Source organism: Mesorhizobium sp. KR2-14 (genome assembly GCF_040049255.1).
In the GTDB taxonomy this organism is placed as follows: Bacteria; Pseudomonadota; Alphaproteobacteria; order Rhizobiales; family Rhizobiaceae; genus Pseudaminobacter.
Genome location: NZ_JBDZDR010000008.1, coordinates 53,557 through 79,916 on the forward strand (window position 1 = coordinate 53,557; position 26,360 = coordinate 79,916).

Consider the following 26,360-nt stretch of genomic DNA (forward strand, 5'->3'; position numbering starts at 1 on the left):
CCAGGAAAGAGAGGCCGACTATGAGCCGTTTCACGCCCAAGCCATGGCCGCGCAAGCTGCGTTCGCAGGAATGGTACGGCGGCACCAGCCGCGACGTGATCTATCACCGGGGCTGGTTGAAGAACCAGGGCCATCCGCATGACCTGTTCGACGGTCGCCCGGTGATCGGCATCCTCAACACCTGGTCCGACCTGACCCCCTGCAACGGCCATCTGCGCGAGCTCGCCGAAAAGGTGAAGGCCGGCGTCTGGGAAGCCGGCGGCTTTCCGGTCGAGGTGCCCGTATTTTCGGCCTCGGAAAACACCTTCCGCCCCACGGCGATGATGTTCCGCAACCTCGCCGCCATGGCGGCTGAGGAAGCGATCCGCGGCCAGCCGCTTGATGGCTGCGTGCTGATGGTGGGCTGCGACAAGACCACGCCTTCGCTGCTGATGGCGGCTGCCTCCTGCGACCTGCCTGCAATCGTCGTCACCGGCGGGCCGATGCTCAATGGCTGGTTCCGCGGCGAGCGCGTCGGCTCGGGCACGCATCTGTGGAAATTCTCCGAGGCCGTGAAGGCGGGCGAGATGACCCAGGCCGAGTTCCTCGAGGCCGAAGCCTCGATGAGCCGCTCGACCGGCACCTGCAACACCATGGGCACGGCCTCCACCATGGCTTCGATGGCCGAAGCGCTGGGCATGGCGCTTTCCGGCAACGCCGCCATCCCGGCCGTCGATTCACGTCGCCGCGTGATGGCGCAACTTACCGGCCGCCGCATCGTGCAGATGGTCAAGGACGACCTGAAACCCTCCGACATCATGACGCGCGAGGCGTTCGAGAACGCCATCCGCGTCAACGGCGCCATCGGCGGCTCGACCAACGCCGTGATCCACCTTCTGGCGATTGCCGGGCGCGTCGGCATCGATCTCACGCTCGATGATTGGGACCGGCTCGGCCGCGAGGTGCCGACCATCGTCAACCTGATGCCGTCCGGTAAATATCTGATGGAAGAGTTCTTCTATGCCGGTGGCTTGCCCGTCGTCATCAAGAGGCTCGGCGAGGCCGGGCTGCTGCACCAAGATGCGCTGACCGTCTCCGGCGAGACGATCTGGGACGAGGTGAAGAACGTCGTCAACCATAACGAGGACGTCATCCTGCCGACCGAGAAAGCCCTGGCGCAGCATGGCGGCATCGCCGTGCTCAAGGGCAATCTGGCGCCCAACGGCGCGGTGCTGAAGCCCTCGGCAGCCTCGCCGCATCTGCTGAAACATCGCGGCCGCGCCGTCGTCTTCGAGGACATCGACGACTACAAGGCGAGGATCAACGACGACGCGCTCGACATTGACGAGACCTGCGTCATGGTCATGAAGAACTGCGGCCCGAAGGGTTATCCGGGCATGGCCGAGGTCGGCAATATGGGCCTGCCGCCCAAGGTGCTGAAGAAGGGCATCACCGACATGGTGCGTATTTCCGACGCGCGCATGTCCGGCACCGCCTATGGCACGGTGGTGCTGCATACCGCCCCCGAGGCGGCGGTTGGCGGGCCGCTCGCGGTGGTCAGGAATGGCGACATGATCGAGATCGACGTGGCCGCGCGGCGCATCCATCTCGACATTCCGGACGAGGAGCTGCAGGCGCGTCTTTCGGCGCAGACGCCGAATGTGCCCGTGCCGCAGGGCGGCTATGCGCAGATTTTCCATGCCCATGTGCAGGGCGCTGATACGGGCGCGGATTTCGACTTCCTGCGCGGTTGCCGAGGTGCGCCCGTGGGCAGGGACAGCCACTGAGGCGCGTCATGAGCCGGGTTACCGCAGCGCGCATCGTTGCAGATTGGGGAACCAGCAATCTACGCGTCTTCGCGCTCGGCGAGGCGAGTAATCTGCTGGCGGAAGCATCTAGCGACACCGGAATGGGCAAGCTCACCCCCGATGGCTACGAACCGGCGCTTCTGGAACTGATCGGCGATTGGCTCGACGCGAATCGCGTCACGCCTGTCATCGTCTGCGGCATGGCCGGCGCCCGCCAGGGCTGGACGGAAGCGGCTTACCGTTGCGTTCCCTGCACGCCGGTCGGCAGGCCTTTCGCCCGGCCACGAGTCGCCAGCCCGCTCATCGAGGTCTTCATCGTGCCGGGGCTTTCGCAGGCCGAACCCGCCGACGTGATGCGCGGCGAGGAAACGCAGATCGCAGGCGTGCTCGCCGCCAGTCCGGGCTTCGCCGGTGTCGTCTGCCTGCCGGGCACCCACAGCAAATGGGCGCTGGTGAAGGATGGGCGCGTGGAGCGCTTCGCCACCTTCATGACCGGCGAGCTTTTCGCGCTGCTCGCCACGCAATCGGTGCTGCGCCACGGCATGGCAAGCGAGGGGAGCGACGAGGCCGCATTCGATGCGGGTGTCGCGGATGCCATTTCGCAGCCAGCAGGGCTTGCGGCCGAGCTGTTCCGTCTGCGCGCCGCGGGGCTGCTCGCCGACCTGCCGGCCGCGGCCGCGCGCAGCCGCCTTTCCGGCCTGCTGGTCGGTGCCGAGTTGGCAGCAGCGCGGCCGTTCTGGCAGGAGAACGAGGTGCTCGTCGTCGGCAGCGGCGCGCTGACGGAACTCTACCGGCGCGCGCTTGCCGGTCTTGGCGCTCAGGCGCGCGCGATCTCCGGCGAGAAGATGGTGCTGCTCGGCCTCGTGCAGGCTTTCGAACGGATCAGCGCGGAGACAGCATGAGCCGCAACATCATCGCCATTCTTCGCGGCATCACGCCGCCGGAAGTCGAGGCGCATGCCCAGGCCGTGATCGATGCGGGCATCACCATCATCGAAGTGCCGCTCAATTCTCCGCAGCCTTTCGACAGCATCGCCCGCCTGCTTGCCCGTTTCGCAGGGCAGGCGCTGATCGGCGCAGGAACGGTGCTGTCGGTGGCGGAGGTCGAGCGCTTGGCCGGCCTGGGTGCCAGGCTCGTCGTCTCGCCCAATTGCGATCCGGCGGTGATTGCGGCAACGCGTGCCGCGAGCATGCAGTCCTTGCCTGGGGTGATGACGCCGACGGAGTGTTTTTCCGCCCTCGCCGCCGGCGCGACCGGCCTGAAACTCTTTCCGGCCTCGCTGATCGGCCCGGCGGGGCTTGCGGCAATGAAGGCCGTGCTGCCGAAGGATACCCCTCTCTATGCGGTTGGCGGTGCCGGGGCGGACAATTTCGACGCCTGGATAAGGGCCGGCGCCAGCGGCTTCGGCATCGGCACGGCGCTCTACCGGCCCGGCCAGAGCCCCGAGGACACCGCATCCGCGGCGCGGAAAATCGTTGCCGCCTACGACGCGGCCTTGCAATGACACGCGCCGTGTGACGCGGCTTCGGTCAGTCGTAAAATGCGGCCGTAACCCGCCTGCGCCCGAGTAGGAAGGCATCGGCCACGTGGATCAGCGGCGACAGGTCGAAATCGGACCGGCCGGAGCCTACGAGTTCGACGAAGCGCCGATAGAGGTTGCGGTATTCCGTATCGGGCTCGGCCATGCGCTGAACGCCGTCGATGGCAAGCCGGCTGCCGCCCTGCGAAAGGTGCAGTTCGCCGCCATCGGTCTCGACGCGGATGTCCCAGCTCTGCGGGCCGGTCTGGCGCCAGTCGAATTCCGCCTCCACCGGTGCATCCGAAGCCGTGCGGAAGCCCAGCAAGGCGGCAATCGGCGCGTCGCGGTTTTCCGGGAAATCCAGCGTGGAGGAGACGAGCCGCATCGGCTCCGGCAGGATGCGCGTAACGATCGAAAGCGCGTTGATGCCCGGGTCGAACACGCCGAGGCCGCCCGGCTCCCAGATCCATTGCTGGCCGGGGTGCCAGTGGCGAACGTTTTCCTTCCAGTCGATGCAGACGGAACGGACGGTCTTGTCGGCCAGGAACGCGCGGGCGGGCTCGACGCCCGCCGCCTCGCGCGAATGCCATGTGGCGAAGATCGTCAACCCCTTGTCGCGCGCCATTCGGCCGAGCGCCTCCACTTCTGCGACGGACATGCCGGGCGGTTTTTCCAGCATCAGGTGCTTGCCGGCATCGAGCGCCGCCAGCGCCTGTTCGAAGCGCCCTTGCGGCGGCGTGCAGAGCGAGATGGCGTCGACCGCCGTGTCGCTGGCGAGAAGCGCGTCGATGTCGTGGAAACAGGGCAGGCCCGGCAGGCCAGCGCTTCGGCTGGCAATCGCGGCCAGCTCGATTTCCTTCGTTGCCGCAATGGCAGGAAGGTGCTGGTCCCGCGCAATCTTGCCGAGGCCGACAAGGCCCAGCCTGATGGTCATGTTTCTTTCCCCCCGCTAGGATCAACTCGCAATATTCTTATGCGCGAACGGCTTCGGTTTGAACCGATCCTGAAAATACATCAGCAAGATACGAGCAGCGCATATTGCTTGTCTAATGTTTCTCAAGCGGTCTGTTCCCGGGCGCTGCGGTTCAGTGTGGATACACGGTGCCCCGCATTGAACAGGAAGAGAAGCAAATTCGACCTGCTGATGATTTGCAGGCCGACGATGGCAGCTATCGCCGCCAGGCAGGGCAAGGCGAAGAAGGTGATCGGGAACAGGTCAGAGCCGTAATTGCCGAAAAACCGGCGGAAGATGATGCCGCCGAAATTGAACAGGATGGCGTGGCTGCAGAACAGGAAGAAGGCGTAGGGTTCGAAGCGCATCAGCGGCTCGGCGAGTGGGGAGCGCCTGATCGCCTCCGTTGCCCACCAGAAGCCTGCCGCCATGGTGACGCGCAGCAGCGTGTCGAGTGTCAGCCGCAGAGTTTCGTCCATCTCCGCAAGCAGGACCCGTTCCACGCGGATCGTGAGGAAAATGGCGGCCATTGCGATCAGCCCGAAGGCCAGCGGCCTCGCTATCCTGTCGATCTTGGCTTCGTCGGCAGCGGCAAGGCGCAGCCACATGCCGAGGCCGAAGAAGAGCAGAAGCTGCGGCCGCTGCAACAGGTAGAAATCTTCGCCGAACAGGGTGAGGGCAACGAGCGCCAGGATCGTCGCGATGGGTGTGCGTGTCAGCGCCACATGGAGCACCGGTGACAGAAGGCAGCACACGAAGAGATCGCGCAGGAACCAGAGCGGCACCACGAGCGGCCATCCGGTCAGCGCGAAAATGGCATTGCCGAGGCCGAGCGGGGTGAATTCCGGCCAGTCCTGCCACTTGCCGGAAAGCAGGCCGTAGAGCCCGAGCAGGCCGAGCATCAGCAGGTTCCAGGCAACCAGCGGCACCACCAGTGTCTTCACCTTGGAGCGGTAGATCGCAAGCGAGCCCGACTTGTGCAGGCTGGAGACGATGAAGAAACCCGAGACGATGCTGAGCAGCGAAACCGAGCTGAGCCCGACCAACCGGGTCAGGATGAAATAGACGATGTCGAAAAAGCCGGCGTCGCGATCATAGACGTTTTCGGCGATGCCGGGCTGCACGTGAACGAAGGTCATGAAAAAGATGCACAGTGCCCGCGCGATCCTGATCCGGTCCGACATTGTCCTTTCGATTGGCGAACGGCGAACATGGGCGGGAGAAGCGAGGGATGACGTCAAAAATCTTTCCTCCTAAAAAATACTGCGGCGCCTCAAACAGGCGCTTGCGGGCACGGATGCTCCGCACAGGTGGCAACGGCCTCAAAACGAGGCCTTCATCCTGTCGCCTCAATCTGCTCCCATGGCCGGGTGGCATGGGTGGCGACGAATACCCCGCCATTTTGAACTGCGCGGGTGGTCCAAATGTGAATCCGGGCAGATTCCAGGTGGATCGGGGTTCACAAAGTGCGACGCTGGATAACAGAGAGCCAGGCCGGCCCTTCCACAGGCCCGCGGCCGGCAGCTGTCGAAACGGAACGAAGGGCGCTGGATGAAGACGTTTGCCGGCTTATTCGGCCCGGACAGGGCCGCCAGGCGAGCCCAACGTGACCGGCTGCGGCTCGACCTGGCCGACGCCGCAGTCTACGCTATCGGCGACATACATGGCTGCCTCGATGAGCTGCTGACGCTGGAGGGGGTGATAGTCGACGACGCCCGATCGTTGCCCGGCCGGAAGATCATCGTGATGCTGGGCGACTATATCGACCGTGGGCCGGACTCCAGCCGGGTCGTTGATCACCTGATGGCGCCGCCTCCACCCGGCTTCGACCGTATTTGCCTGACCGGCAATCACGAAGTAGCCCTGCTCGACTATCTGGACGGACACCTGTCGCTGTCGCAATGGATGCCGATGGGGGCTGCGGCGACGCTGTTTTCCTACGGCGTCGACCCAGACCGGCTGGGCCATGTCTACCGATCGTCGCGGCAGGTGAACGAAGTGATCCGCCGCGCCATACCCGCCGCCCATGTCTCGTTTTTTCGGTCGCTGCCCATCATGGTGGAGGCCGAGCGTTACGTGTTCGTCCACGCCGGCATCCGCCCGGAAGCGGCTCTCGATCAGCAAACGGACGATGACCTGATCTACATTCGATCGGCTTTCTATGAGAGCCCGCATCCGCTGAGGAAATACGTGGTGCACGGCCACACGCCGGTCGCCGAGGCAAAGCTGGAGCGCGGCCGCATCAACATAGATACCGGTTGCTACTACAGTGGCCGGCTGACGGCCCTGCGGATCTTCCGCAACAAGGGCCGCTATCTCAGCAACCGGGCGGTTTAGATTGGACAACCACTGCGCGGGGCTAGCCCTTTGTCGCTGTGGGTTCGACATAATAGGACGCGTAGTGCTGGAGGTACCGTTCGGCGCCGCCGAACGTGCCATAGCGCGCTAGCTGGCCGGTGTCCGTCTTGTTGAGCACTACCCCCAGCACCTTGTCGGCGACTTGCGGTTCCGCCTGCATCGCCGCCCGCACCAGCGCGCGCGGCGTGCTGCCCCATTCGGTCACCATCACGAAACCGTCGGCCATCGGCGCAAAGGCCTTGGCATCGACCACCGGCCCCAGCGGAGGCAGGTCGACGACGATATAGTCGTAGGCAGCGCGCGCCTCCTCGATCAATGCCTGCATGCCGGGACCGGACAGGAGCTCGCTGGTATGCGACTGCCGCCGGCGCACCACCGCAGGAATGATGGCAAGCCGCGTCGTGCGGTCCACCATCACCGTGTTCTGCCAGTGCTGTTCGCCCACTATGGCCTCCACCAGCCCCTTGTCGGGCGCCAGCGAAAGGCCGCGGCTGAGGCCCGGATTGCGCAAGTCGCCGTCGATCAGCAGGGTGCGGGCGCCGTTTGCGGCGAGCAGCCCGGCGAAATTCGCGGCCACCGTCGTCTTGCCCTCGTGCGGTAGGACCGAGACGAAGCCGATCACCTTGCTGGGCCTGCCCTGCAAGACCACGTCGCAGGCGAGCTTGGTGTTGCGCAGCGTTTCGGCGAAGGAGGAAGAGGGCGCATTGATCGCCACGCGCAGAATGCGCGGGGTCACAGGCGGTGCCGCCTCGGCCAGCGACCCGGCATTGCTGTTGGATAGCCTTGTGCCGACGACTGGCAAGTAGCCCAGGAAGTCAAAGCCGAGGGCAGTGCGCACGTCTTCACCGGTGCGGAAGAAGCGCTCGCGAAACTCCCGGAAGGCGCCTGCCGCCGCGCCGCCGAACAGGCCGAGCACCAGCGACAGGCCAAGCACCATGGCCTTGCGCGGGCTGGAAGCCGAAACCGGGTCGCCGGCCTCGGAGATCACTCGCGCCTTGGCGATCGGGAAGGTTTGCTGCTGCGACGCTTCCTCGTGGCGCGAGAGGAAGGTTTGATAAAGTGTGGCGAGCGCCGCCGACTTCTGTTCCAGTTCGCGCAGCCGCACCAGCGATTGCCCGGCCTCGGAACTCTGCCCCGCCATCTGCCCCACATTGTTGCGAAGCGACGTCTCGCGCGATTTGGCGACCTCGTACTCGTTGCGATAACTTTCGGTCAGCTGCTGCAATTCCTGGAAGATCTGGCCGGTCAGGTCGGCCTGCTCCCGCCGCAGAGCCACTGCCTGGGCATGGTCCTTGCCGAAGCGGGTCGAGACTTCCTGCTCGCGCTTGGTGACGCCGAGATAGCGCGCTTTCAGATCATTGATGACGGCGTTGTTGCCGCCCTTGTCAGCCGGAATGGTCGCGTTTCTCACGGCGTTGTCAGGGCCGCTGTCGATGATCGCCTTGAACTGGTCGTAGCGTGCCAACGCATTCGCCGTGTCGGCCTGAGCGAGGATGAGCTGGCTGTTGAGGTCGGAAAGCTGCTGTTCCGAAATCAGTTCGCCACGGGCTGAGGTCAGCCCATGTTCGGCGCGGAACTTCTCGACTTCCAGTGCGGCCGCCTGCGAGCTTTCGCGCAATTCGGCGAGCCTTCCCTGCAACCACACAGTCGCGCGCTGCGTGGCATCGAAATTGGCGTCGAGCTGGTCGGAAAGATAGGCATCGGCATAGGCGCGCGCGATCGCACCGGCGAGCTTGCGGTCGTTGGCACGGAACGAAACCTCGATGACATAGCTGCGGCCGACGCGCTCGGCATTGAGGCCCGCCTGCAGCAATGCCGTAGCTTTGCCGATCCTCGCGTTCTCGACCGAAGCAGGCGACGGTTCGGGTGCGGAAGAGAACAGCCCGGTCACCGCCTTCACCTGCCCCTTCAACCAGCCGATGGGCGAGCGTGGCGGGTTCAGGAAGGCTTCGTTGGCCTGCAGGTTCTGGGCGACGGCGACTGCACGGGCAAGCCGTGCCGATTTCAGGATCTCGACCTCACTGGAAATCATCGAGTCGGCCTGCATGGCCGCGGGTGCGGGGTTCTTCTCCTCGGCAAACCTGGTCAGGCTGTTGTCCAGCAGGATGCGCGTGGCGGCGGTGTATTCGGAAGGCGTGAAAACGAGATAGGCCGCGCCGAGCGCCAGGCCGATCCCAGCGCCGACAGCCACCACCCGCGCCTGCCTGAGCGCGATTGCGGCAAGGCGCTCCAGATCGATGAAGCGGTCGGCGTCCTCGGCTTCCCGGGGCATTCTGCTGTTCAATGGAATGTTTTTCTGGTGCATGGGCCTGGCCGCCACTCCCGCGGGTTGATCCTCTGGACTGTCGCGCGCCGATTGCGACCGGCGACGGATGCCGCCGGCCGCGAAATCATCCTGCTCAGGCGGCTTCGTTACGGCGCGTCTGCGAGGCGATCATCTGCGCGATGGGCTCGAACACCAGTCCGCGGATGTCGCTACGCTCCAAGGCGAAGGCCACGTTGGCCTGGATGAAGCCCTCCTTCGAGCCGCAGTCGAACATGCGGCCCTTGAAGTGGTGGGCGTGGAATGCCTGGCTCTCGGACAGCCGCTTCATGGCGTCGGTCAGCTGGATTTCATTGCCGGCGCCGCGCTCCTGGGTGGCCAGGATGTCGAACACCTCCGGCTGCAGGATGTAGCGGCCGTTGATGTAATAGTTGGACGGTGCGGCCGCCGGAGCCGGCTTCTCAACCATCGCCGTCACCTCGAAGCCGCCGCCCTGCACCACGCGGCCTTTGCCGACGATGCCATATTTGTTGGTTTCCGTCGGATCGCACTGCTCGACGGCGATGACATTGCCGCCGGTGTGCTCGTACAGTTCCATGATGCCGGCCAGGCAGCCCTTTTCGCCGAACGACACCATGTCCGGCAGAAGCAGCGCGAAAGGCTCGTCGCCGACGATGTCGCGCGCGCACCAGACCGCATGGCCCAGCCCGTGCGGGGCCTGCTGGCGCGTGAAGCTGATGGAGCCGGCGGGCAACTGCATCCGCTCCAGCGACGCAAGCTGTTCCTTCTTGCCGGAGCGGGTCAGCGTGTCCACGAGTTCGGGCTGGATGTCGAAATAGTCCTCGATCACATGCTTGTTGCGCCCGGTGACGAAAACGATGTGCTCAATGCCGGCTTCCAGCGCCTCGTCCACGGCATACTGCACCACCGGCCGATCGACCACGGTCAGCATTTCCTTCGGCATCGCCTTGGTGGCCGGCAGGAACCGGGTTCCGAGCCCCGCGACCGGAATCACCGCCTTTTTCACCTTCTTCATCATATGCTTTTCCCTCTTCCTGTTGGTCGGATATCGAGCAATCCCCGCCCAATACCGGTGTTTGTCGTCTCAGCCGGCCCGACCGGGCGTCTGGCGAGACTGAAATGTGGTTGCAAGCCGCCGCAAGCGGGCGGCAATGGGCATCCGGAGGTGTCTCAGCGCCGCCGGGTCGCGCAGTGCCGCGCCAGCAGCCTTCAAAGGCGCCCCTTCCTTCAGGTGCTGCACCAACGACAGGAAGGCTGCAGCCTCCCGGAGGCTGCGGGTGCGTCGCGCCTGCGCGGCCTGGGCCGCCGCATCCAACTGATGGTCGCGCACAAACTCGGCATCGGCGGCGAGCATCGCCTCCACATGGCGCAGTTCCAGCACGCGCGAAATGGAACCTTCGCGGATGTGGTAGGCATAGCCTGCCTCCGGTTCGATGACGCATCGGCCGCCCGTGGCCAGGGCGGAGGCGAGAAAGATATAATCCTCGCCGATGCGCAGTCGTTCGTCATAGCGCAGCCCGTGCCGCTCGATGAAAGCCCGTTCGAACACCGGCTTCATGTAGCCGAAGGAGAACGTCTCCTCGAACATGATGTTGGCTGCGATGAAGGCAGGCAGGGTGAGTTCGCCAATGCTTTCCAGCAAGTCGGCCTTGAACATGGTTTCGCGGGCGCCGATAGCGCGGACGACATCGAGATTGTCGACGACAATTTGCGCGCCCGCCGCTTCCGCGCGGCCGATCATGCGGGCGAGGCGCTGCGGCGAGACGGTGTCGTCGCAATCGAGCACCGCGATCCAGCGGCCGCGCGCCACAGAGAGGCCGGCGTTGCGAGCCCCGCCCGGACCCCGGTTTTGGCCTAGCGCGACGACATGGACCGTGTCCTCGGGAAAGGCCCGGGCGACTTCGACCGTGCTGTCGCGGGAACAATCGTCGACCACCACCACTTCGACGCTCGCGCCTTTCTGGTCAAGCGCGCTGCGCAGGGCGTGGGCGATCGTCGCCTCGGCGTTGTAGGCCGCCATGATGAAAGTCACGTCAGGCTGCATTGCCGCGTTCTCCCGCCGGTTGCCGCTTGCCATATTGTTCGATCTCTTGCGCGCCCAGAATTCCGCTCACAGCGCCGATATGCATGACCCCGCGCAGGCCGAAGCGGTTGCGCCGTTCTGCGGAAATTGCGTTCGCAGTTGCCGCCGCGAAGCAGTAGGCGGCCTTGGCAAACGCCAGCCCGGCCTGGGGCAGCGGCTGCCGGGTTTGCTGCAGTTCGCCAAGCAGCCGGCCGTGGGTCTGTCCGATACGGAAGCGCCGCTTGAGCAGCCACGAAAGCCGTGCGCGCTCGCTGGCAACCGGCTCGACCACCACCGCGCCCGGCGCATAGGCAATGGTGCCGCCGGCTAGGTGCAGGCGGGCGAAATATTCCGTGTCTTCGCCGCCGCTGCGGCCACGCGCCAGGTTGAAGCGGCGCCCGGCGACGTATGGCGAAGCGCAACGCAGCAGCACGTTGCCGCTGTAGCCGGTGCGGATCTGGCCTTTCACGAAGACTGGCGTGGTGGAGTGGAAATCGCCTTGGCTCATCCAGCCGGGCGCGCCGGGGCCATAAACCGCCTGAACCGGCCCCAGCACAGCATCCGCGCCGGTGGCGTCGGCGACCTTCAGCAACTCGGCCAGCCAGGCGGGGGAGGCCGTCGAGTCGTCGTCGATGAATGCAAGGAAGTCACCGTTGCTGCTCTCGAGGCACGCATTGCGGGCGACCGAAATGTTGGCGGCAGGGCAGTGCACATAGACAAGGTCAAATGGCAACTGGCTCGCCAAAGCATAGACGAGGCCGCGTGCGCTCGGCACCGCGTCATTGTCGGCCACGATTGCGCGCAGCATCGTGTCAGGCGGGATCGTGAGCGCGCCTAGCGAGCGCAGCGTGTCCTCGAGTTCCTGCCGGCGAAAGGTGCAAACGCCGATGTCGATGCGCCGGGGTTTTGGTGCGCTGGTGCCAGGCGTGCTCATGCCGTTTCCTCGCGCTTGCGGAAATCCAGAAGCTGCAACCAGAAGCCCGCCGACCAGGCGAGGTGCATGACCATTGCCGAGAAGGCCGCCAGCGGCCCATAGGGGTTGCGCTGGCCCAAAGCCATCCACACGCCGTAGCCGAGGCAGACAGAGGCCCAGAGCGCGGCCGGCAACACCGCCGCCCAGTTCAGCACCGCGAGCGAAGCACCTGCGACGACCGGAACGACCATCAGCGGGATCATCTGCCGGATTTTCGGAACGGCGCGATGCTTGAGGATGTTCTTTGCCCGCCCCCTGCCGTAGCCGAGATATTGCCTGAACAGCGCCCGCACTGTGGTTCTCGGATAGTAGACCATGAAGGTCTGGTCGGTCATCCACAAGCGATAGCCGGCGGCCCGCAGCCGATAATCCAGTTCTGCATCTTCGTTGTGGCTAAAACCTTCGTCATAGCCGCCGACGGCGCGGAAAGCGCTCACGCGCATGAAGGCGTGATGACCGTGGTCGGTCCAATGGCCCCTGGCGCCTCGGCGGTGCGGCGAGCCGCCATTGCCGAGCCTCGAGTTCTGCGCCATCGCCGTCGCCTTCTGAAAAGCGCTGAAGCCGCGCGTGGCCATGGCGACGACGACCGAATCCGCGTGCGTGGTCTCGGCCTCCTCGATCAGCCGCTCGCAATAGTCGACGGGGTAGTCGCCATGCGCATCGATGCGGATGAAGCTACGGAAAACGTCGCCAAACTGTTCGACGGCGAGATTGACCGCAGCGCTCTGGAGCCTCTGCGGATTGTGAAGAAGCTGCACGCGGGGGTTCGAGTCCGCAAGGGCCTCGACGATTTCCGGCGTGCCGTCGGTGCTGCCGCCATCCACCACAACGATCGCCATGTCGAGGCGCTCTGCGGAGGGTTCCAGCCGCATCACCAGCGCCTCCATGTTCTGTGCCTCGTTGAGGCAGGGAATCACAATCATGCACGGCCGGGCCGGCAGCTTCGCTTCGGTCATCGTCACGCTCATTTGTTGGCTGTTCTCAGGCCGCCTCAAGCAGGGCGGCGGGCTCTCTTCGTGTCGAAAGCCCTCTCAGCCGTTCCACCAGCGCCAGGCAGTCCTGCCTGTCGCAAACCCATGTGCCGCGGTCCTGGGCGGTGACCCCACCGCGCAGGGCCGCAAAACCGTCGGCATCGATGTTGCTCAGAAGCGTCGCCAATGCATCCGGGGAAGCTTTTTCTAGCCGAAGGCCGATCTGCCGCTCGGCCAGGAAGCGGCCGGTTTCGGTATCGGCCATGGCAATCGGGATTGCTCCGTGCAGGCAGCCTTCATAGAGCCGGTTGGGCAGCAGCCAGCTGGAATTCAGCCCTTCTTCGAAGAAGTCGACCGCCCAAGCGAAATGCACTTCGCCATAGATGGCTGCGAGGTCCTCGGGATTGCGGTAGGCCCCCTCGAAGCGCATGTGCGGCTCGGCCGCGACGAAACCGTCAAAATCCGCGAATTCGGAATATGCGGGGCGACCGCGCAGCACGACTTCGAAGCGGCCTTGCGCCTGTCTCGTGAAGGCCGCCAGCAACTCCAGCGATTTGCGGCAGCGCAACGCACCGAACCAGCCAATCACCCAGGGGTCGCCAGGCGCGGGCGGGGGGGCGCCGTTCCGGGCCGCCGGCTGGCGGTCCAGTTCCAGCACCTTGTTGTGCAGCAGCAGCACTGGCGCCTCGATCTGGTCGAACCGCTGGAAATAATTGCGCACAAAGGCGGGCGAGCTTGTCATCAGCAGCGAGACATCGTCGCCGAGCCGCCTTTCCGCCGCCCGCATGGCGTGCGAGATGCCGCCGCTGCCGAGCAACAGCCGGTGAATGTCGAGGCATTCATAAACGATCGGCACCTCGGCCGAAAACAGCGATCGCGCCCGCCGTGCCAGCGCCAGCATTTCGAGATTGCGCCCGATGATGACATCGGGCCGGCGCACCTTGCGCAGGCGTGCGCCAAGCACCAGCGCCGCCTTGCCTACGGCTGCTAGGCGCTGTGCGAATTTGCCGTCCCGCGTCGAGCCGAAATCGATTGGCGCCAAAGCTTCCAGGCCGGGCGCGGGTTTGTCGGCACGCCGGAAGCCGGCCAGCGACACCTCGGCGCCGCCGGCCTGCAGCATGGCCACCCGTCGGCCAACTGCCGGGTCGGACAGGTCATGCACGAGATAGAGTACGTGCAGCATCGGGTTGCTCCGCGGCTATTTCAGCTTGCAGGCAACCGATTCAGGAAACTGGCAGGCATCGCCCGGCGCCGTGTAGGCGACGCGCTCGATCTCCGCGGCGACCGGTCCCGCGGGCTCGACGAAGGCACCCATCCAGGACTTCAGGATGTCGGAGCCCCAGAGGCTCATATAGATTTTTGACGGATGGCTCGGGATCTTTGCCGGGTCGGTGGCCTCGCCGACCAGCTTGCCGTCCACATACCAGCGGATGCGCTCCTTCTCCCAGACGAAGGCATAGTCGTGGAACCCCTTGGCGGCGCCGCCCGGCACGTCCACCAGCGCTGCGCTGCCCACGCTCTTGGCATTCACATACTGATTGAGTTGCACCTTCGAGGGGTCCTTGCCGAGAACCTCGAAGTCGATCTCGTCATGGGGCTGTCCGTGCGTGGGGCCGATATAGGTGAAGAAGCCGGTGTTGAGGCCCGAGCCGGCCACGGCCTTCATACGCACCTCGAAGGTGCCGTAGCCGAAACGCGCGTTGGTCTGGATCTCGCCGCAGACATGATTGCGGTCCTTCAGCGTCTGCTTTGCGAAACCCAGCTTGAGCACGCCATTGGCAACCGAGACCTGGTTCTTAGACCAGACGCAATTCTGGTGATCGCCATTCGACCAGCCGTCGGAGATGTACCAGCGGCTCCTGTCGAGCTTGTCGAAGTTCTCGACAAAGGATGCGCCTATGGGGTCCTGCGCGAGGCTTGGCAATGTGGCGGCGCCCGTCGAGGCAAGAAGTGCAGCCGCCCCCATGAGAGCGAAGTTGAAATTGATTCGGGTGGTTCTGGTCGCGATTGGCGTCACGTGGCCTCTCCCCTTTATGCTCTGCGGTTTCCGGAGAAACCGCGTCCTTCAAAAATCACAGCAAGAATGGCTGGATGCATAGGACAGGGGGGAGATGAGATTGTGACCGCGGCCGACAATAGCCGGCCGGAGCGGATAACATTTTGTAAGCGCTCGTTATTCCGGTTTCGCGCCAGGGTTCCTCCCGGAGTCCGCGAACCTTGTGTTCTCCCGGAAAAACGCTTCTAGCCGGCTATGCATCTCGGTAACAAAAGCGCTTTGCCGGTCCAATGCGGAGAGCCGCTCGGTGTAGCGCATCATGGCGCCGGTCAACTCGTCGATGCGCGAAGAGATGTCGTCGCCGGCGCTTTTCTGCTCCAAGGCCTGCTGCGAGAATGCGGCGTCGGCCACGATCTTGTCGTAGCGATTGCGCAGGCCGTTGCGCTCGGCTTCGATCTCCGCGTTCAGCGTATCCAGAAGCTGCTGCAGGCGTTGCCGACGGCTTTCATCGGTGGCGCTGTCGCGGCCGGGACTTCTGGTTCGAAAGCGGAACAATGCCATGCCGGCCTCTTCAGATTGATCGAGGAATACGAAACGAAACTACCACGCGCCCGCCAATGATGAAATTGCGGCCAAGGCCGGGGTCAGATGCTCGCCTCGGTGGCAGTTTGCGAAGCGCGGCGCTGTTTGACCAGCTCCAGCAGTTTGCGCAAAAGGGCGCGCTCGGTCAGCAGCACCAGCAGCCCGTAGATGAGCGCGCCGGCAATGCTGCCGATGACGAGCTGCCAGGCCGCGCTCGGCACCGCTTCCCTGATCTGGTCGAGCAGAAAGCGCACCGCCACCGCCATGACGACCGAGGCGATCATCGGCCGGGTGGTGACATAGAAGCCGGACAGGAAGGCGCTGCCGTCGGTGCGGAACACCGCCCAGGAATAGAATACCAGCGTTGCCGCGTTGGCCGCGCACAGCCACACCATCGCTGCAACAAGCCCGCCGCTCATCGCGCCGTAGCTCACGGCGCCATAGACGAGGGCGGCGCGCACCACCGAAACCCACCAGAGCACATTGCTGCGGCCCACGCCCTTCAGATAGGGGATGAATGTGCTGCAGGGCGACATGATGCCCTTTGAAAGGGCAAGCAGCCCGAGCACCGGCCATGCATGGGCCCATTGCTGGCCGAAGATCACCAGCATGGCCGGCTCGGCGACGGCCCACATGCCGAACATCATCGGTGCCAGAAACAGCGTGCACAGCTGCGTGCTCAGCATCAGGGCGTTGGTGCGGCGCTCCTGCTCGCCATGCATGTGGCTGAAAACGGGAAACAGCACGCCCATCAGCGCCGAAATCACCACCTGATTGGGAATGCTGGAAAAGCGGTTGGCGGCCGAATAGGCGCCGGCATCCGTGAGGCCCAAGTGACGCGACACCACCACCAGGGGCGACTGGAAGGTGATGAAGTTGAAGATTTCCGACCCGGTGATGCCGAGACTGAACTTTGTCAGGCCTGCCAGCTTAGGCAGCGAAACAGACGGCCGCGGCCGATAGCCGGTGGCGTAGAACAGGCCCGCAAGCCGCACCAGCGCCGAGGAAAACAGCTGCGCCACCAGCGCCCACACGCCCCACCCAAGCAGCGCCAGCCCCACCGCCACCAGCGCGCCGACGGATTCGGAAAGTACGCTCCAGGCCGCGTCCTTGTCGAAGGCCATGCGTCGGGCAAGCAGCGAATAGGCGACGTCGCCGCAAAGCTGGATGGGGATGAGCAGCGCCATGATGCGGAGCAGATAGGCCGCGTCGGCCGCGCCGAGCAGGCCGGCAAACAGGTCGGCCCATATGTAAAGCGCCGCCCCCATCACGGTCGCCATCAGCAGATTGGCCCAGAAAACCGTATGCACGGTTTCCATGTCCTCTTGCTTCTGCAGCACCAGCGAGGTGGCGAGCCCGGCGCTTCCGATCATGGTCAGGAACATCACCACGGTCTGCGCCACTGCCACCACGCCGAAGTCCTGCGGGCTGAGGATGCGCGCCAGGATCGGGACGGTGACAAATTTCAGCCCGAATGTGCTGGTCTTCGAAAGGACGCTCCAGCCGACATTGTTTGTCACAGTCTTCAGGTTGATTGCTGGCGCCATGAACGAGCCCCGTTTGTCATTGCGTAAGGGCTGCATCGTCAACGAGCCCGGGTTTTCCGGGCCATCGAATCGCGAGCCATTGAACAGTCGATAGCCTGCGAGCCTCCCTGGACTTTTTTTAAGGCGCGAAAGAATGACGAAGTGCACTGCCATCATTCCATACTACCAGCGACAGCCCGGTATTCTGCGTCGCGCGCTGGATTCCGTGTTTGCCCAAAGTCATTCAGATTATGACGTGATCGTCGTCGACGATGCCTCGCCGCTGCCCGTGGAGGCCGAGCTCCATGGGCTTTCATTGGAAGAGCGAGCGCGAATAGCCGTTATAAAACAGGAGAATGCTGGTCCCGGCGGCGCGCGCAACACCGGGCTCGACCATGTGCCGGCGGACAGCTCCTATGCCGCCTTCCTCGATTCCGACGATGAGTGGACCCCCGACCACCTGAAGAATGCTGTGGGTGGCCTGTCACTTTTTGATGCCGACTGTTACTGGGCCTCGATCGCGGGCGGCGAAGCCTTCTACTACCACTTCGGCGTGGCCGACCTGGCCGGCATTGCCGAGGTCGACCGGCTCTCCGACGATCCGCCGTTTGTCGAGGTGCCCGACCTTGCCGGCGTGATGCTGAAGAACTGGAGCTTCATGCATCTCTCCTGCATGGTCATCGGCAAGAACCTGTTCCGGAACGTGCGTTTCGAGGCGGCGCTGCGACTGGCGGCTGAAGACGTGTTGTTCTTCTACGATTGCGCGCGCGCTGCACGCCGCACGGTGCTGTGCGAAAGTGTCGGCGCAACGCGCGGCGAGGGCATCAACATCTTCCACGGCATGGACGCGGATTCGCCGCTGTTCCTTAAGCAGCAGTTCAACACCTGGGTTGCGCTCGACCATCTCGAGCAGCGCTTCTCGCATGGGGCGGAGGACCAGGCTTCGATCCACGCCTACAAGCAGACCGCGCGCAACCAGGCGCTGTGGGGGCAGGCGCGGCTCCTGAAACGGCGCAAAGCGCCGCAACTGCGCCTGCTTGCGCAATGGGCTTGGCGCGACCCGCGCATCCTGCGCAATGCCGTCGAACTCGCCGTAGCCAAGATCTCAAAATAGCCGAGGCCTCATGCATCCGTTCTACTGGGAATCCGCTCACGGCAATTTCGGCGACGACCTCAACCTCTGGCTCTGGGACTTCCTGCTCCCGGGCTTTCGCGAGGTTCATCCCGACGTGCTTCTCGTCGGCGTCGGCACGGTGCTCAACCGTGCGCTGCTGCCGCATGGCGTGAGGAAGCTCGTGATCGGCAGCGGCTTTGGCTATGGCTCCCTGCCCGATTTCTCCGATCCATTTGAATGGGACATTCGCTGCGTGCGCGGGCCGCTGACGGCGGGCAAGCTCGGCATCGCCGACAGCCTCGGCATCGTCGACCCCGCGGTGATGGTGGCGGACATGCCGGAGTTCCAGAACCTGCCGAAGACGGGCGGCGCGATTTTCGTGCCGCATTGGGAATCCACCGTCGGCGGGATCTGGCCGGTCGTCTGCCAGGCGGCGGGGCTGGGCTATGTCGACCCGTGCGGCGAGGCCAAGGCGGTCATTCGCGCCATCGCGCAGGCCGAACTGGTCGTGGCCGAATCCATGCACGCGGCCATCCTGGCCGATGCCTTCCGCGTGCCTTGGGTTGCTGTCAGCACGTCACGCTCCATCAACAGCTTCAAGTGGCAGGACTGGGCGGCGAGCCTTGGCGTAGACTATCGGCCGCGCCATGTGCCGATTTCGTCTCGCGCCGAGGCGATCACCAAGGGTGCGCGCTTCTGGGGCATGGAGTTCGAAAGCAAGGTTTCGGAAAACGACAACCCGAACAGCCGTCAATTCGACGAAAGCCCGGTGATGGCGCGCGCAGAGCCGCCGCGCTCGGCGGGCCTGCGCGGCTTGGCCAAGCAGGCGCTGGCGGCACCTTCCACGCTCGCCTTGTGGCAGGCGCGGCGTGCCTCCCCGCAGCTCAGCGCCGATGCTGCACTTACCGAGCGCAAGCAGCGTCTGCGCCATGTGCTGGAAGAAATTCGTCGCGACTATTTCTGAGCGGCGGGCCGGGCGGGGAGCAGGTAGCGCAGCGGCGCAGGTCCGTCGTCCTCCACAGGCTCGCGCTTCGTGTTGAACGCCTCGAGCTTGTCGGCTGCGACGCCGCCGACAATGGCGGGCAGGGCGGTGGGCCGCGTCAGGGCGCGGAGGCCTGCCCGCATCAGCCCGCCTTCCTTCTTTTCATCGAGAAAGCGCCGCAGCTCATAGCGGGCGCGGATGTGGCGCTCGTGTTTCTCCAGCAAGCGCCGCGCATGGGCCGGCACTTCGCCGGATGCGAGCATGGCGCGATCCGCTTCATAAAGCCGTTTAAGGTCGAGCGTTCGGTGTTGCCCGCTTAGCGAATTGTGGCGCACCACCGCGCCATAGCCGCAGGCATGAACTACCTTGTAGCGCGCGCCCCGCAGCAGGGCGCGGGCATAAAGGTCGTAGTCTTCGCCCAGCCGCAGTTCCTCGCGGTAGTGCAGCCCATGCGCTTCGAGGAAGCCGCGGCGCATCACCGGCTTCAGAAAGCCGATCTCTCCGCGCGAGGCGCCGCGCCGCGAGATGTTGCCTTCGATGAAGGCTGCCAGATCAAGGACGCGTGGCTCAGGCGCGAACGCGCCAACCTGCTGCTCGGCATGCGCATGGCGCGCGTCGATGAAAGCTATGTTGTCGGCGGCGAAGTCCCAGTCGTCTTGCGCCAACAAGGTCTTGAAGCGGCCGGGAAGAAAAAAATCGTCGGCATCGAGAATGGCAATCAGCGGCGCGGTGGAGCGCGCAATGGCATGGTTTCGGGCAAAGGCCGGCCCCCGGTTGGTTTCCAGCCGCAAGATCCGCAGTCGTCCCGTGCCGTCGTCCGCGCCAAGCGAAACCTCCGCCGTGTCGTCGCTCGACCCGTCGTCGACCACCAGCACCTCGCAGACCTCGCGCTCGCGAAGCGCCGAACCAACGGCGCGGGCGATTGTGCCGCTGGCGTTCATGGCTGCAATAACGACGCACACTGGCGCCTGGCCTGATGTCATGTGCCTCTCCATCTCGCACTGCCGCCCGCCAGGGCTCGAATCGCAAGATGGACCGTTCGCATTTGCGAAAGGCGATTGTGTGACCCGGGTTGTGGGGGAAAGCGCTAGTGGTGCGGCGAAGGCGGCACGCCGGGCAGGTGGCCGTCCTTGCCGTGAACGTCGCCGTCGGCTGAGGCTTGCTGATCAGCCTTGGCATTCGCCTCGGTTTGGGCAGGCTCGGCACTCGCGCGCCAGATCATGAACAGGACAGCCGCAAAGTAGCCGGCTTGCAGAAGGACCGCGCAGATCACGGTCTGGACAAAAGTGGTCCACACCGACTGGGTGACGATGTAGGTGGTGATCGCGAACGCTATCAGCACACCGACGAGGCCGCGGAAAAACAGCACGAAGGACATGCCTACGCCCTTGTGCAGTCTGCGCGCTCATATGCGCTGGAAATCATGCCCGGTCGCCCTTCGCCCAAGTAGGCACCGCTTCTTCGAGGCCGGCGCGCCTGAATTTACCTTCGAAGTCTTCGAAAACCGGCGTTATCGCAAAGAGGCGTGCGTTCCATCTATATTGGACGCCAAATCGCGCGGCAACATGGCGGAGGACTTCCTTTCCCGCTTCAAACGCGCAACTGGCGGCTGAATCTTCGTACTGGCGGGATGACTCGGACCGATCGTTGAGGTGTCCGGCTTTCTTTCGAGGTTGCAGGACTTATCGGCGAGACTACCAATATATATTCGCGTGAATTTGTCGAATTGTTAGCATGAATCCGCTGTTTGTGAGGATTTCACAGTTTAATATCATATTTTACTTTCATTTCGGCGTGTGCCTCGTCATGTCTTTGCCGGTAATTGCTGTCGTGAGACGGGCGCATTGTAAGCCACTGTTACAAAATATGATCGGATATTTCCCGGTCGTCTGATTTCGATCACACACTTGGCCTATCCGGGCACGGCCGACGTCGTGCTGCAGTGCGGCATTTTTTATTGTCACAGCCATTTTTATTGCGGAGCTGCCATATGAAATATGCTGCCAAGCTGGCCAATTTGACCCCCGGGATCAGCCCAAAATGCAAGGCGCAGCCCCCGATCGGCGGCGCTGTCAAACGCGGTTTCGATGTGTTGGGCGCAGCCGCCGCGCTCCTGTTGCTCAGTCCACTGCTGCTCATGCTGGCGGCGCTGGTGAAAATGTCCGATGGCGGCGGCATCGTCTATGGCCACCGCCGAATCGGGCGCGGGGGCGAATGCTTTCGCTGCCTGAAATTCCGCACCATGGTCGAAAACGGCGATGAGGTGCTGGCCGAGCACCTCGCCCGAAACCCGCATCTGCGCGCGGAGTGGGACGCCACCCGCAAGCTGCAGGACGATCCGCGCGTCACCCGCGTCGGCTCCGTGCTGCGCAAGCTCAGCCTCGATGAACTGCCGCAACTCATCAATATCCTGCGCGGGGAAATGAGCATCGTCGGGCCGCGGCCCGTGGTGGAGGAAGAGCTGAAACTCTACGGTGCGGCGGCCGACATCTATCTGTCGACGCGCCCGGGCCTTACCGGACTGTGGCAGGTCAGCGGCCGCAATGACGTCTCCTACAATGCCCGCGTCGCCTTCGACCGGCACTATGTCGAGAACTGGTCCTTCACCTTCGACCTCAAAATCATCGCAAGGACGGTGCCCGCGGTGCTGTCGTCGCGCGGCAGCTACTGACCCGCTGCGCCGCAAAGGAAAATCGTCAGGAAAGGCACGTTTTGACCGGACAGATCAGAAAGACACGTCTCGAAAGGCTCGCGGCCGTCCGCTCCGCCCGCGCAGTTCTCGCAATTTCGGTCGTCGCGTGGCTGGCACCGACGCTGGCGCAGGCCGAGGACTACAGGCTGGGCGCGATGGACAGGCTGCGCATCCGTGTCGTCGAATGGCGCACCGCAGAAGGCGCCGTGCGCGATTGGTCGTCGCTGAGCGGTGAATACACGATCGGTCAATCGGGCTCTATCTCGCTGCCGTTCGTCGGCGAAATGCCTACCAGCGGCAAGACCACGGCAGAGATTGCCTCGGCCGTTGGTGCGGAACTTCAGCAGAGACTGGGCCTCGTCGACAGGCCCGAAGCCTCGGTCGAAATAGCCGAATACCGTCCCGTCTTCCTCTCGGGCGATGTGCAGTCGCCGGGGCGCTATGCCTATGTGCCCGACCTGACCGTTCTGAAGGCAGTGAGCCTGGCCGGCGGGCTGCGGCGTGGCGCTGAAGCCGGCATTCGCGTCGAGAGGGATTTCATCAGTGCGCGCGGCAACTACGATGTCTTTGTCTCGCAGCGCGATGGGCTTCTGGCGCGCCGAGCAAGGTTGATCGCCGAGGCGGCCGGTCAGGCCGAAATCGACTTCCCCGAGGAACTGAAGCAGACCGAGGCGGGCAAGAAGCTGATCGCCGACGAGACCGCCTTCAGAGCTGCGCGCGAAAAGCGGCTGCAGGTGCAACTGGCGGCGCTGAACGATCTCAAGACGCTGCTGCAGAACGAGGTGGCCTCGCTGGAGAAGAAGATCGCCAGCCAGAGCCGGCAGATGGAATTGTCGCGCAAGGAACTCGACGGCATCGGCAATCTTGCCGAGCGCGGGCTGGTGGTGAACTCCCGAGTGCTGTCGCTGGAGCGCTCGGTTGCCGACCTGGAGAGCAAGGTGCTCGACATGGAAACCTCGATCCTGCGCGCCAGGCAGGACATCAGCAAGGCCACCCAGGATGCCTCAAACTTGCAAAGCGATCGCGACGCCGAGATCGCCCAGGCGCGCCAGCAGGCGGAGGCAGACATCGAGGCGCTGAACCTGAAGATAGCCATGTACAAGGATCTTATGGGCGAGGCCTTGTCGCATGGTCCGCAGGCAGCCGCGGGTGCCAAGGGCCAGCACGCGCCGACTATCGCCTATGTCATCGTGCGCGAAAGGGACGGCAAGGCAAGCGAGGTCCCGGCAGACGAGAACACGCCCGTTCTGCCCGGCGATGTCATCAAGGTCGGCGTCGCCATGCCGGCCGAGCGCTGAGCGCAGCCGCATGAAGATCGCCAAGGCTCGCTTCGTCAGCCCGGACCACAATTTCGCGTACGGCTTCGTCGCGATCGCGCTGTCTATCTTCGTCTTCGCCTATTCTACGCGTTTCGGGCAGGCTTCGATCCTGCTCTATTATGCGCTGTGGCTGCCGCTGGTCGCGGTGGACTATCGCCATTCGCTGGGCAACTACGCCAGGTTCCACTGGATCGTCGCCTTCGGCCTGCTTGCCTGCCTGTCGCTGTTCTGGTCGGCCGCGCCAAACGTGACAGCGCGGGCAGGGGTGCAATATCTGTCGCACATAGTCTGCGCCCTGATTGCCGCGCGCACCGTCAGCGTGCGTACGCTTACGCTTGGCGCGCTCGCCGGCGTGTGCCTCGTGGTGCTCTATTCCCTGGCCTTCGGTGGCTATCATTATGATCCGCTCGACGGCGACTACAGCTTCGTCGGCGCATTCTCCTCCAAGAACCTGCTCGGCTTCTTTTCTTCGCTCGGCGTCTATTTCGCCTTCGCCGCGCTTTTCATCCTGCGCGAGCGTGGCGTGTGGGGCCTGCTGGCGCTCGCGACCTTTGCGCTTGCCGGCTATGCGCTGCTGGCCTCGCAGTCGGCCACCTCCATCATCGCCACGGCTGCCACGCTCGGAATGCTGGTTGCATTGCGCCCGCTGCTTCTGTTTGCCCCGCGCACGCGGAAAATGTTCTTCCTGGCCGGACTGGTCGCTGCGCTGTGCGTCGTCTTCGTCGGCCTGAATGTCGGCGGCATCGACCTGCTGCTGGGTGCCTTTGGCAAGGATTCGACGCTCACCGGCCGCACCTATCTCTGGGGCGAGGGGCTCGCCGCCTGGGCCGAGTCTCCCGTCTTCGGCGTAGGCTACCAGGCCTATTGGGTGCAGGGTTTTTCCGAGGCCGAGCGGCTGTGGCAGGAGTTCTACATCGGTTCGCGCAGCGGCTTCCATTTCCACAACACCTATATCGAGGTACTGGTCGAACTCGGCGCGGTCGGCCTGCTGCTGCTGGCGGTGATCGTGTTGTGCGTGCCGGCGGGGCACCTGCTGCGGCTGCTGGACGACCGCGACAACGCTGCTTCCCATGTCGCCTTCGGGCTGGTCGCCATGCTCCTCGTGCGTTCCTTTTTCGAGGTCGACATCATCCATCCCTACGCCGTGGGCTCCTTCATGCTCTATTATACCGCCGGCCTGCTTGCGACCTCCCGGGCGACGCGGCGCCTCGTTGCGACCTCGCCGACCCCTGCACCGCTCGGTCTGCGGCACGCCCGATGAACAGGCTCTACGGCATTCAATACCTGCGCGCGCTGGCGGCGCTTGCGGTGGTGATCTTCCACGCGGCCGAGCGCAGCGGCGCGCATTTCGCCATCGGCGCGGCGGGCGTCGACGTCTTCTTCGTGGTCAGCGGCTTCATCATGTGGACGATCGCGCAGGCACGGCCGGTGGCGCCGACACGCTTCCTGCGCGAGCGCCTGGAGCGGATCGCGCCGGTCTACTGGATCGCCACCGTCGTTATGGTCGGCGGAGCGCTGTTTGGCCTGTTTCCCAATCTGAAGCTCACGCTCGGCCATGTCCTTGGCTCGCTGTTCTTCATCCCACACCGATCGCCCAGCACCGGCGATATCTGGCCGGTGCTGGTTCAGGGCTGGACGCTGAACTACGAGATGTTCTTCTATGCCGTGTTTGCCGCAACGCTGCTTCTGCCTTCACGGCATCGGCTCGCCGCGCTGGCGTCGGTTCTGGTCGGGCTCGTGGCCCTCGGCTCGCTGCTTGAGAGCGGCAACCCGCTGCTTGCCACCTACACCAATCCGATCATTCTCGAATTCCTGCTCGGGGCCTTGATCGGCAAGGCCTGGGCCGACGAAAACATCGCCGCGCCGACCACCGGGCTAGGGCTGGTTCTGGTGGCTTTCCTCTGCTTTGCCTTCGTCGGCGCCACAGGCGCCGGCTTCACGCCCTGGGTTTTCGGCCCGGCGGCCGCGGCATTGGTGATCGGCACGCTGGCGCTCGAGCGCGGCGGCGTCATCGAGGGTTTTCGGCCGGCAGCCTATCTGGGCGATGCCTCCTACTCGATCTATCTGTGGCACAGTTTTGCGATCTCGGTCGTGGCCAAGCTTGCCGCGATACTGTCGCTTCCGGTTCTCGTGGCCCTGCCGCTTGCGGTTGTCGGCGGGGTCGGAGTGGGCGTGGCGGCCTACGAACTGATCGAAAAGCCGATTACCCGCGCCTTCAAGAACCGCAGGGGTGCGGCCGGCCTGCCTCTGCCGGAATTGTGGTCGAAGGTGCGGCGATCCGTGGGCGATTTTTGCCGGCTGATGCGGCTACGCTGGCTTCGCGCTCGAACCAACTTCTAGCTCCGTAGCACACATCAGCGCAGATAATCCTGCATCGGGGCTGTACTTGAGCCGCGCCAAGGTTACAGTCCGCTCATGAAAGTCAGCGGGATCGGGCGTGTCATCTTTTGGGGAGGCGGCAACCTGTGGATCGGGATTGCCGTGGCTCCGGTCGATCTGCATGCGCATCACGCCATTCAGCTTGCCGTGGGGTTTGACGGTCCGGTGGAATTCCGGCTCGATGCCGGTGTGCCTTGGTCCAGATACGAGCACGGAGCGCTCGTTCGCCCGGGGGCACCGCATGAGTTCCGCGCACCCGGCCGGCGTATCGCCAACATCCTGCTGGAACCGGAAAGCCAGCTGGGTCGAGCGCTTTTGGAACGCTTCGAAGGCGGGCCGATCATGGCCCTCGACGCAAACGTCGACGACTTGGCCGGCGCCTATGACCAGGGCGTCGACGACGAGGTGTTGGCCGAGAAGGCTCTGGCATTCATCTCCGGCCTTGCGGGGTCGGCGCCGCCTCGCCATCCCGCCGATCCGCGCATCCTCCAGGCCATGGACTGGATCGGACGCCACCTCGACCAGCCTATGTCCCTTGCCGACGTCGCCGCGGTTGCGAATTTGAGCGAGGGGCGACTGCGCCATCTCTTCGTCGAACAGACCGGCATTGGTTTCCGCCCATTTGTGCTGTGGGCGCGCCTGAACCGCGCGCTCGAAATGGGGTTCGGCGGCTACTCGTGGACGGAAGCGGCCCATGCGGCAAATTTCGCGGATTCCGCACACCTGACGCGCACCTGCCGGCGGATGTACGGCCTGACCCCTACATCCATTCGGATCGACACGACCGCGCAGCTGCAACAACAAATCGCGTAGATCCAGCCCCTTCGTTCAAGTGTTTCCCCGCTGTCTTCTCTATTCGAGCGC

At 64.3% G+C, this 26,360-nt stretch carries 24 protein-coding genes; 11 read left to right on the forward strand and 13 right to left on the reverse strand.

Features of this window, described 5'->3' with window-relative positions; genetic code table 11:
- Positions 1-20: 20 nt before the first annotated feature.
- From araD to ABLE86_RS18720, 3 genes are read left to right on the forward strand one after another with little or no spacing between them, the layout of a single operon-like run.
- Positions 21-1,766, forward strand: a complete 1,746-nt coding sequence (araD, locus tag ABLE86_RS18710) for an L-arabinonate dehydratase (protein ID WP_348780494.1) — start codon at positions 21-23, stop codon at positions 1,764-1,766.
- A gap of 8 nt (positions 1,767-1,774) precedes the next feature.
- Positions 1,775-2,689 carry a 2-dehydro-3-deoxygalactonokinase gene (locus ABLE86_RS18715; RefSeq protein WP_348780495.1) on the forward strand — a complete coding sequence of 305 codons (915 nt, stop codon included), beginning with the start codon at positions 1,775-1,777 and terminating at the stop codon, positions 2,687-2,689.
- Entirely contained in the window at positions 2,686-3,291 is a 606-nt protein-coding gene (locus ABLE86_RS18720) for a 2-dehydro-3-deoxy-6-phosphogalactonate aldolase (RefSeq protein ID WP_348780496.1), read from the forward strand. The genes ABLE86_RS18715 and ABLE86_RS18720 overlap by 4 nt, the downstream gene beginning before the upstream one ends.
- Positions 3,292-3,316: 25 nt before the next feature.
- Here ABLE86_RS18720 and ABLE86_RS18725 read toward each other — a convergent pair whose 3' ends face one another.
- Positions 3,317-4,240 (reverse strand): Gfo/Idh/MocA family oxidoreductase, encoded by a 924-nt coding sequence (locus tag ABLE86_RS18725; protein WP_348780497.1) that lies wholly within the window; start codon positions 4,238-4,240, stop codon positions 3,317-3,319.
- Positions 4,241-4,362: 122 nt separating this feature from the next.
- Complete coding sequence (locus ABLE86_RS18730; RefSeq protein ID WP_348780498.1) at positions 4,363-5,442, reverse strand: acyltransferase; 1,080 nt, start codon at positions 5,440-5,442, stop codon at positions 4,363-4,365.
- A gap of 367 nt (positions 5,443-5,809) precedes the next feature.
- Between ABLE86_RS18730 and ABLE86_RS18735 the strand changes: the two genes are divergently transcribed.
- Positions 5,810-6,595 carry a metallophosphoesterase family protein gene (locus ABLE86_RS18735; RefSeq protein ID WP_348780499.1) on the forward strand — a complete coding sequence of 262 codons (786 nt, stop codon included), beginning with the start codon at positions 5,810-5,812 and terminating at the stop codon, positions 6,593-6,595.
- Between the two features lie 22 nt (positions 6,596-6,617).
- Here ABLE86_RS18735 and ABLE86_RS18740 read toward each other — a convergent pair whose 3' ends face one another.
- The 9 genes from ABLE86_RS18740 to ABLE86_RS18780 all read right to left on the reverse strand — a co-directional run bounded on the left by ABLE86_RS18740 (position 6,618) and on the right by ABLE86_RS18780 (position 17,031).
- Positions 6,618-8,921 (reverse strand): polysaccharide biosynthesis tyrosine autokinase, encoded by a 2,304-nt coding sequence (locus tag ABLE86_RS18740; protein ID WP_348780500.1) that lies wholly within the window; start codon positions 8,919-8,921, stop codon positions 6,618-6,620.
- 94 nt (positions 8,922-9,015) lie between these two features.
- Positions 9,016-9,915 carry a UTP--glucose-1-phosphate uridylyltransferase GalU gene (gene galU, locus ABLE86_RS18745; RefSeq protein WP_348780616.1) on the reverse strand — a complete coding sequence of 300 codons (900 nt, stop codon included), beginning with the start codon at positions 9,913-9,915 and terminating at the stop codon, positions 9,016-9,018.
- 69 nt (positions 9,916-9,984) lie between these two features.
- A complete protein-coding gene (locus ABLE86_RS18750) occupies positions 9,985-10,944 on the reverse strand; it encodes a glycosyltransferase family 2 protein (RefSeq protein ID WP_348780501.1) in 960 nt (319 codons plus the stop codon).
- Positions 10,934-11,896: a glycosyltransferase gene (locus ABLE86_RS18755; RefSeq protein WP_348780502.1), complete on the reverse strand. Its 963-nt coding sequence runs from the start codon at positions 11,894-11,896 to the stop codon at positions 10,934-10,936. Before ABLE86_RS18755 ends, ABLE86_RS18750 begins: the two co-directional genes overlap by 11 nt.
- Entirely contained in the window at positions 11,893-12,891 is a 999-nt protein-coding gene (locus ABLE86_RS18760) for a glycosyltransferase family 2 protein (RefSeq protein WP_348780503.1), read from the reverse strand. The genes ABLE86_RS18755 and ABLE86_RS18760 overlap by 4 nt, the downstream gene beginning before the upstream one ends.
- Before the next feature lie 25 nt (positions 12,892-12,916).
- Positions 12,917-14,089, reverse strand: a complete 1,173-nt coding sequence (locus ABLE86_RS18765) for a glycosyl transferase family 1 (protein ID WP_348780504.1) — start codon at positions 14,087-14,089, stop codon at positions 12,917-12,919.
- 15 nt (positions 14,090-14,104) lie between these two features.
- Positions 14,105-14,872, reverse strand: coding sequence for a glycoside hydrolase family 16 protein (locus ABLE86_RS18770; protein ID WP_348780617.1), 768 nt, complete (start codon positions 14,870-14,872; stop codon positions 14,105-14,107).
- Between the two features lie 207 nt (positions 14,873-15,079).
- Positions 15,080-15,463 (reverse strand): hypothetical protein, encoded by a 384-nt coding sequence (locus ABLE86_RS18775; RefSeq protein WP_348780505.1) that lies wholly within the window; start codon positions 15,461-15,463, stop codon positions 15,080-15,082.
- An 83-nt stretch (positions 15,464-15,546) separates the two neighbouring features.
- Entirely contained in the window at positions 15,547-17,031 is a 1,485-nt protein-coding gene (locus ABLE86_RS18780) for a lipopolysaccharide biosynthesis protein (protein ID WP_348780506.1), read from the reverse strand.
- Between the two features lie 133 nt (positions 17,032-17,164).
- Between ABLE86_RS18780 and ABLE86_RS18785 the strand changes: the two genes are divergently transcribed.
- The gene (locus tag ABLE86_RS18785) at positions 17,165-18,124 is read left to right on the forward strand and encodes a glycosyltransferase family 2 protein (RefSeq protein ID WP_348780507.1); all 960 of its coding nucleotides are present in this window, start codon (positions 17,165-17,167) and stop codon (positions 18,122-18,124) included.
- 10 nt (positions 18,125-18,134) lie between these two features.
- Entirely contained in the window at positions 18,135-19,088 is a 954-nt protein-coding gene (locus ABLE86_RS18790; RefSeq protein WP_348780508.1) for a polysaccharide pyruvyl transferase family protein, read from the forward strand.
- On the opposite strand, the gene ABLE86_RS18795 is transcribed toward ABLE86_RS18790, so the two are convergent.
- Both ABLE86_RS18795 and ABLE86_RS18800 read right to left on the reverse strand, forming a co-directional pair.
- Positions 19,079-20,089 (reverse strand): glycosyltransferase family 2 protein, encoded by a 1,011-nt coding sequence (locus ABLE86_RS18795; protein WP_348780509.1) that lies wholly within the window; start codon positions 20,087-20,089, stop codon positions 19,079-19,081. The genes ABLE86_RS18790 and ABLE86_RS18795 overlap by 10 nt on opposite strands.
- Before the next feature lie 104 nt (positions 20,090-20,193).
- A complete protein-coding gene (locus ABLE86_RS18800; RefSeq protein ID WP_348780510.1) occupies positions 20,194-20,484 on the reverse strand; it encodes an exopolysaccharide production repressor protein in 291 nt (96 codons plus the stop codon).
- Positions 20,485-21,096: 612 nt separating this feature from the next.
- On the opposite strand from ABLE86_RS18800, the gene ABLE86_RS18805 reads away from it, so the two are divergent.
- The 5 genes from ABLE86_RS18805 to ABLE86_RS18825 all read left to right on the forward strand — a co-directional run bounded on the left by ABLE86_RS18805 (position 21,097) and on the right by ABLE86_RS18825 (position 26,309).
- Positions 21,097-21,777, forward strand: a complete 681-nt coding sequence (locus tag ABLE86_RS18805) for a sugar transferase (RefSeq protein WP_348780511.1) — start codon at positions 21,097-21,099, stop codon at positions 21,775-21,777.
- Between the two features lie 131 nt (positions 21,778-21,908).
- Positions 21,909-23,096 (forward strand): polysaccharide biosynthesis/export family protein, encoded by a 1,188-nt coding sequence (locus ABLE86_RS18810; protein WP_348780618.1) that lies wholly within the window; start codon positions 21,909-21,911, stop codon positions 23,094-23,096.
- Between the two features lie 10 nt (positions 23,097-23,106).
- Positions 23,107-24,378: an O-antigen ligase gene (locus ABLE86_RS18815; RefSeq protein WP_348780512.1), complete on the forward strand. Its 1,272-nt coding sequence runs from the start codon at positions 23,107-23,109 to the stop codon at positions 24,376-24,378.
- Positions 24,375-25,457 carry an acyltransferase gene (locus tag ABLE86_RS18820; RefSeq protein WP_348780513.1) on the forward strand — a complete coding sequence of 361 codons (1,083 nt, stop codon included), beginning with the start codon at positions 24,375-24,377 and terminating at the stop codon, positions 25,455-25,457. The genes ABLE86_RS18815 and ABLE86_RS18820 overlap by 4 nt, the downstream gene beginning before the upstream one ends.
- A gap of 75 nt (positions 25,458-25,532) precedes the next feature.
- Positions 25,533-26,309, forward strand: coding sequence for an AraC family transcriptional regulator (locus tag ABLE86_RS18825; RefSeq protein ID WP_348780514.1), 777 nt, complete (start codon positions 25,533-25,535; stop codon positions 26,307-26,309).
- The last annotated feature ends 51 nt before the right edge of the window (positions 26,310-26,360 follow it).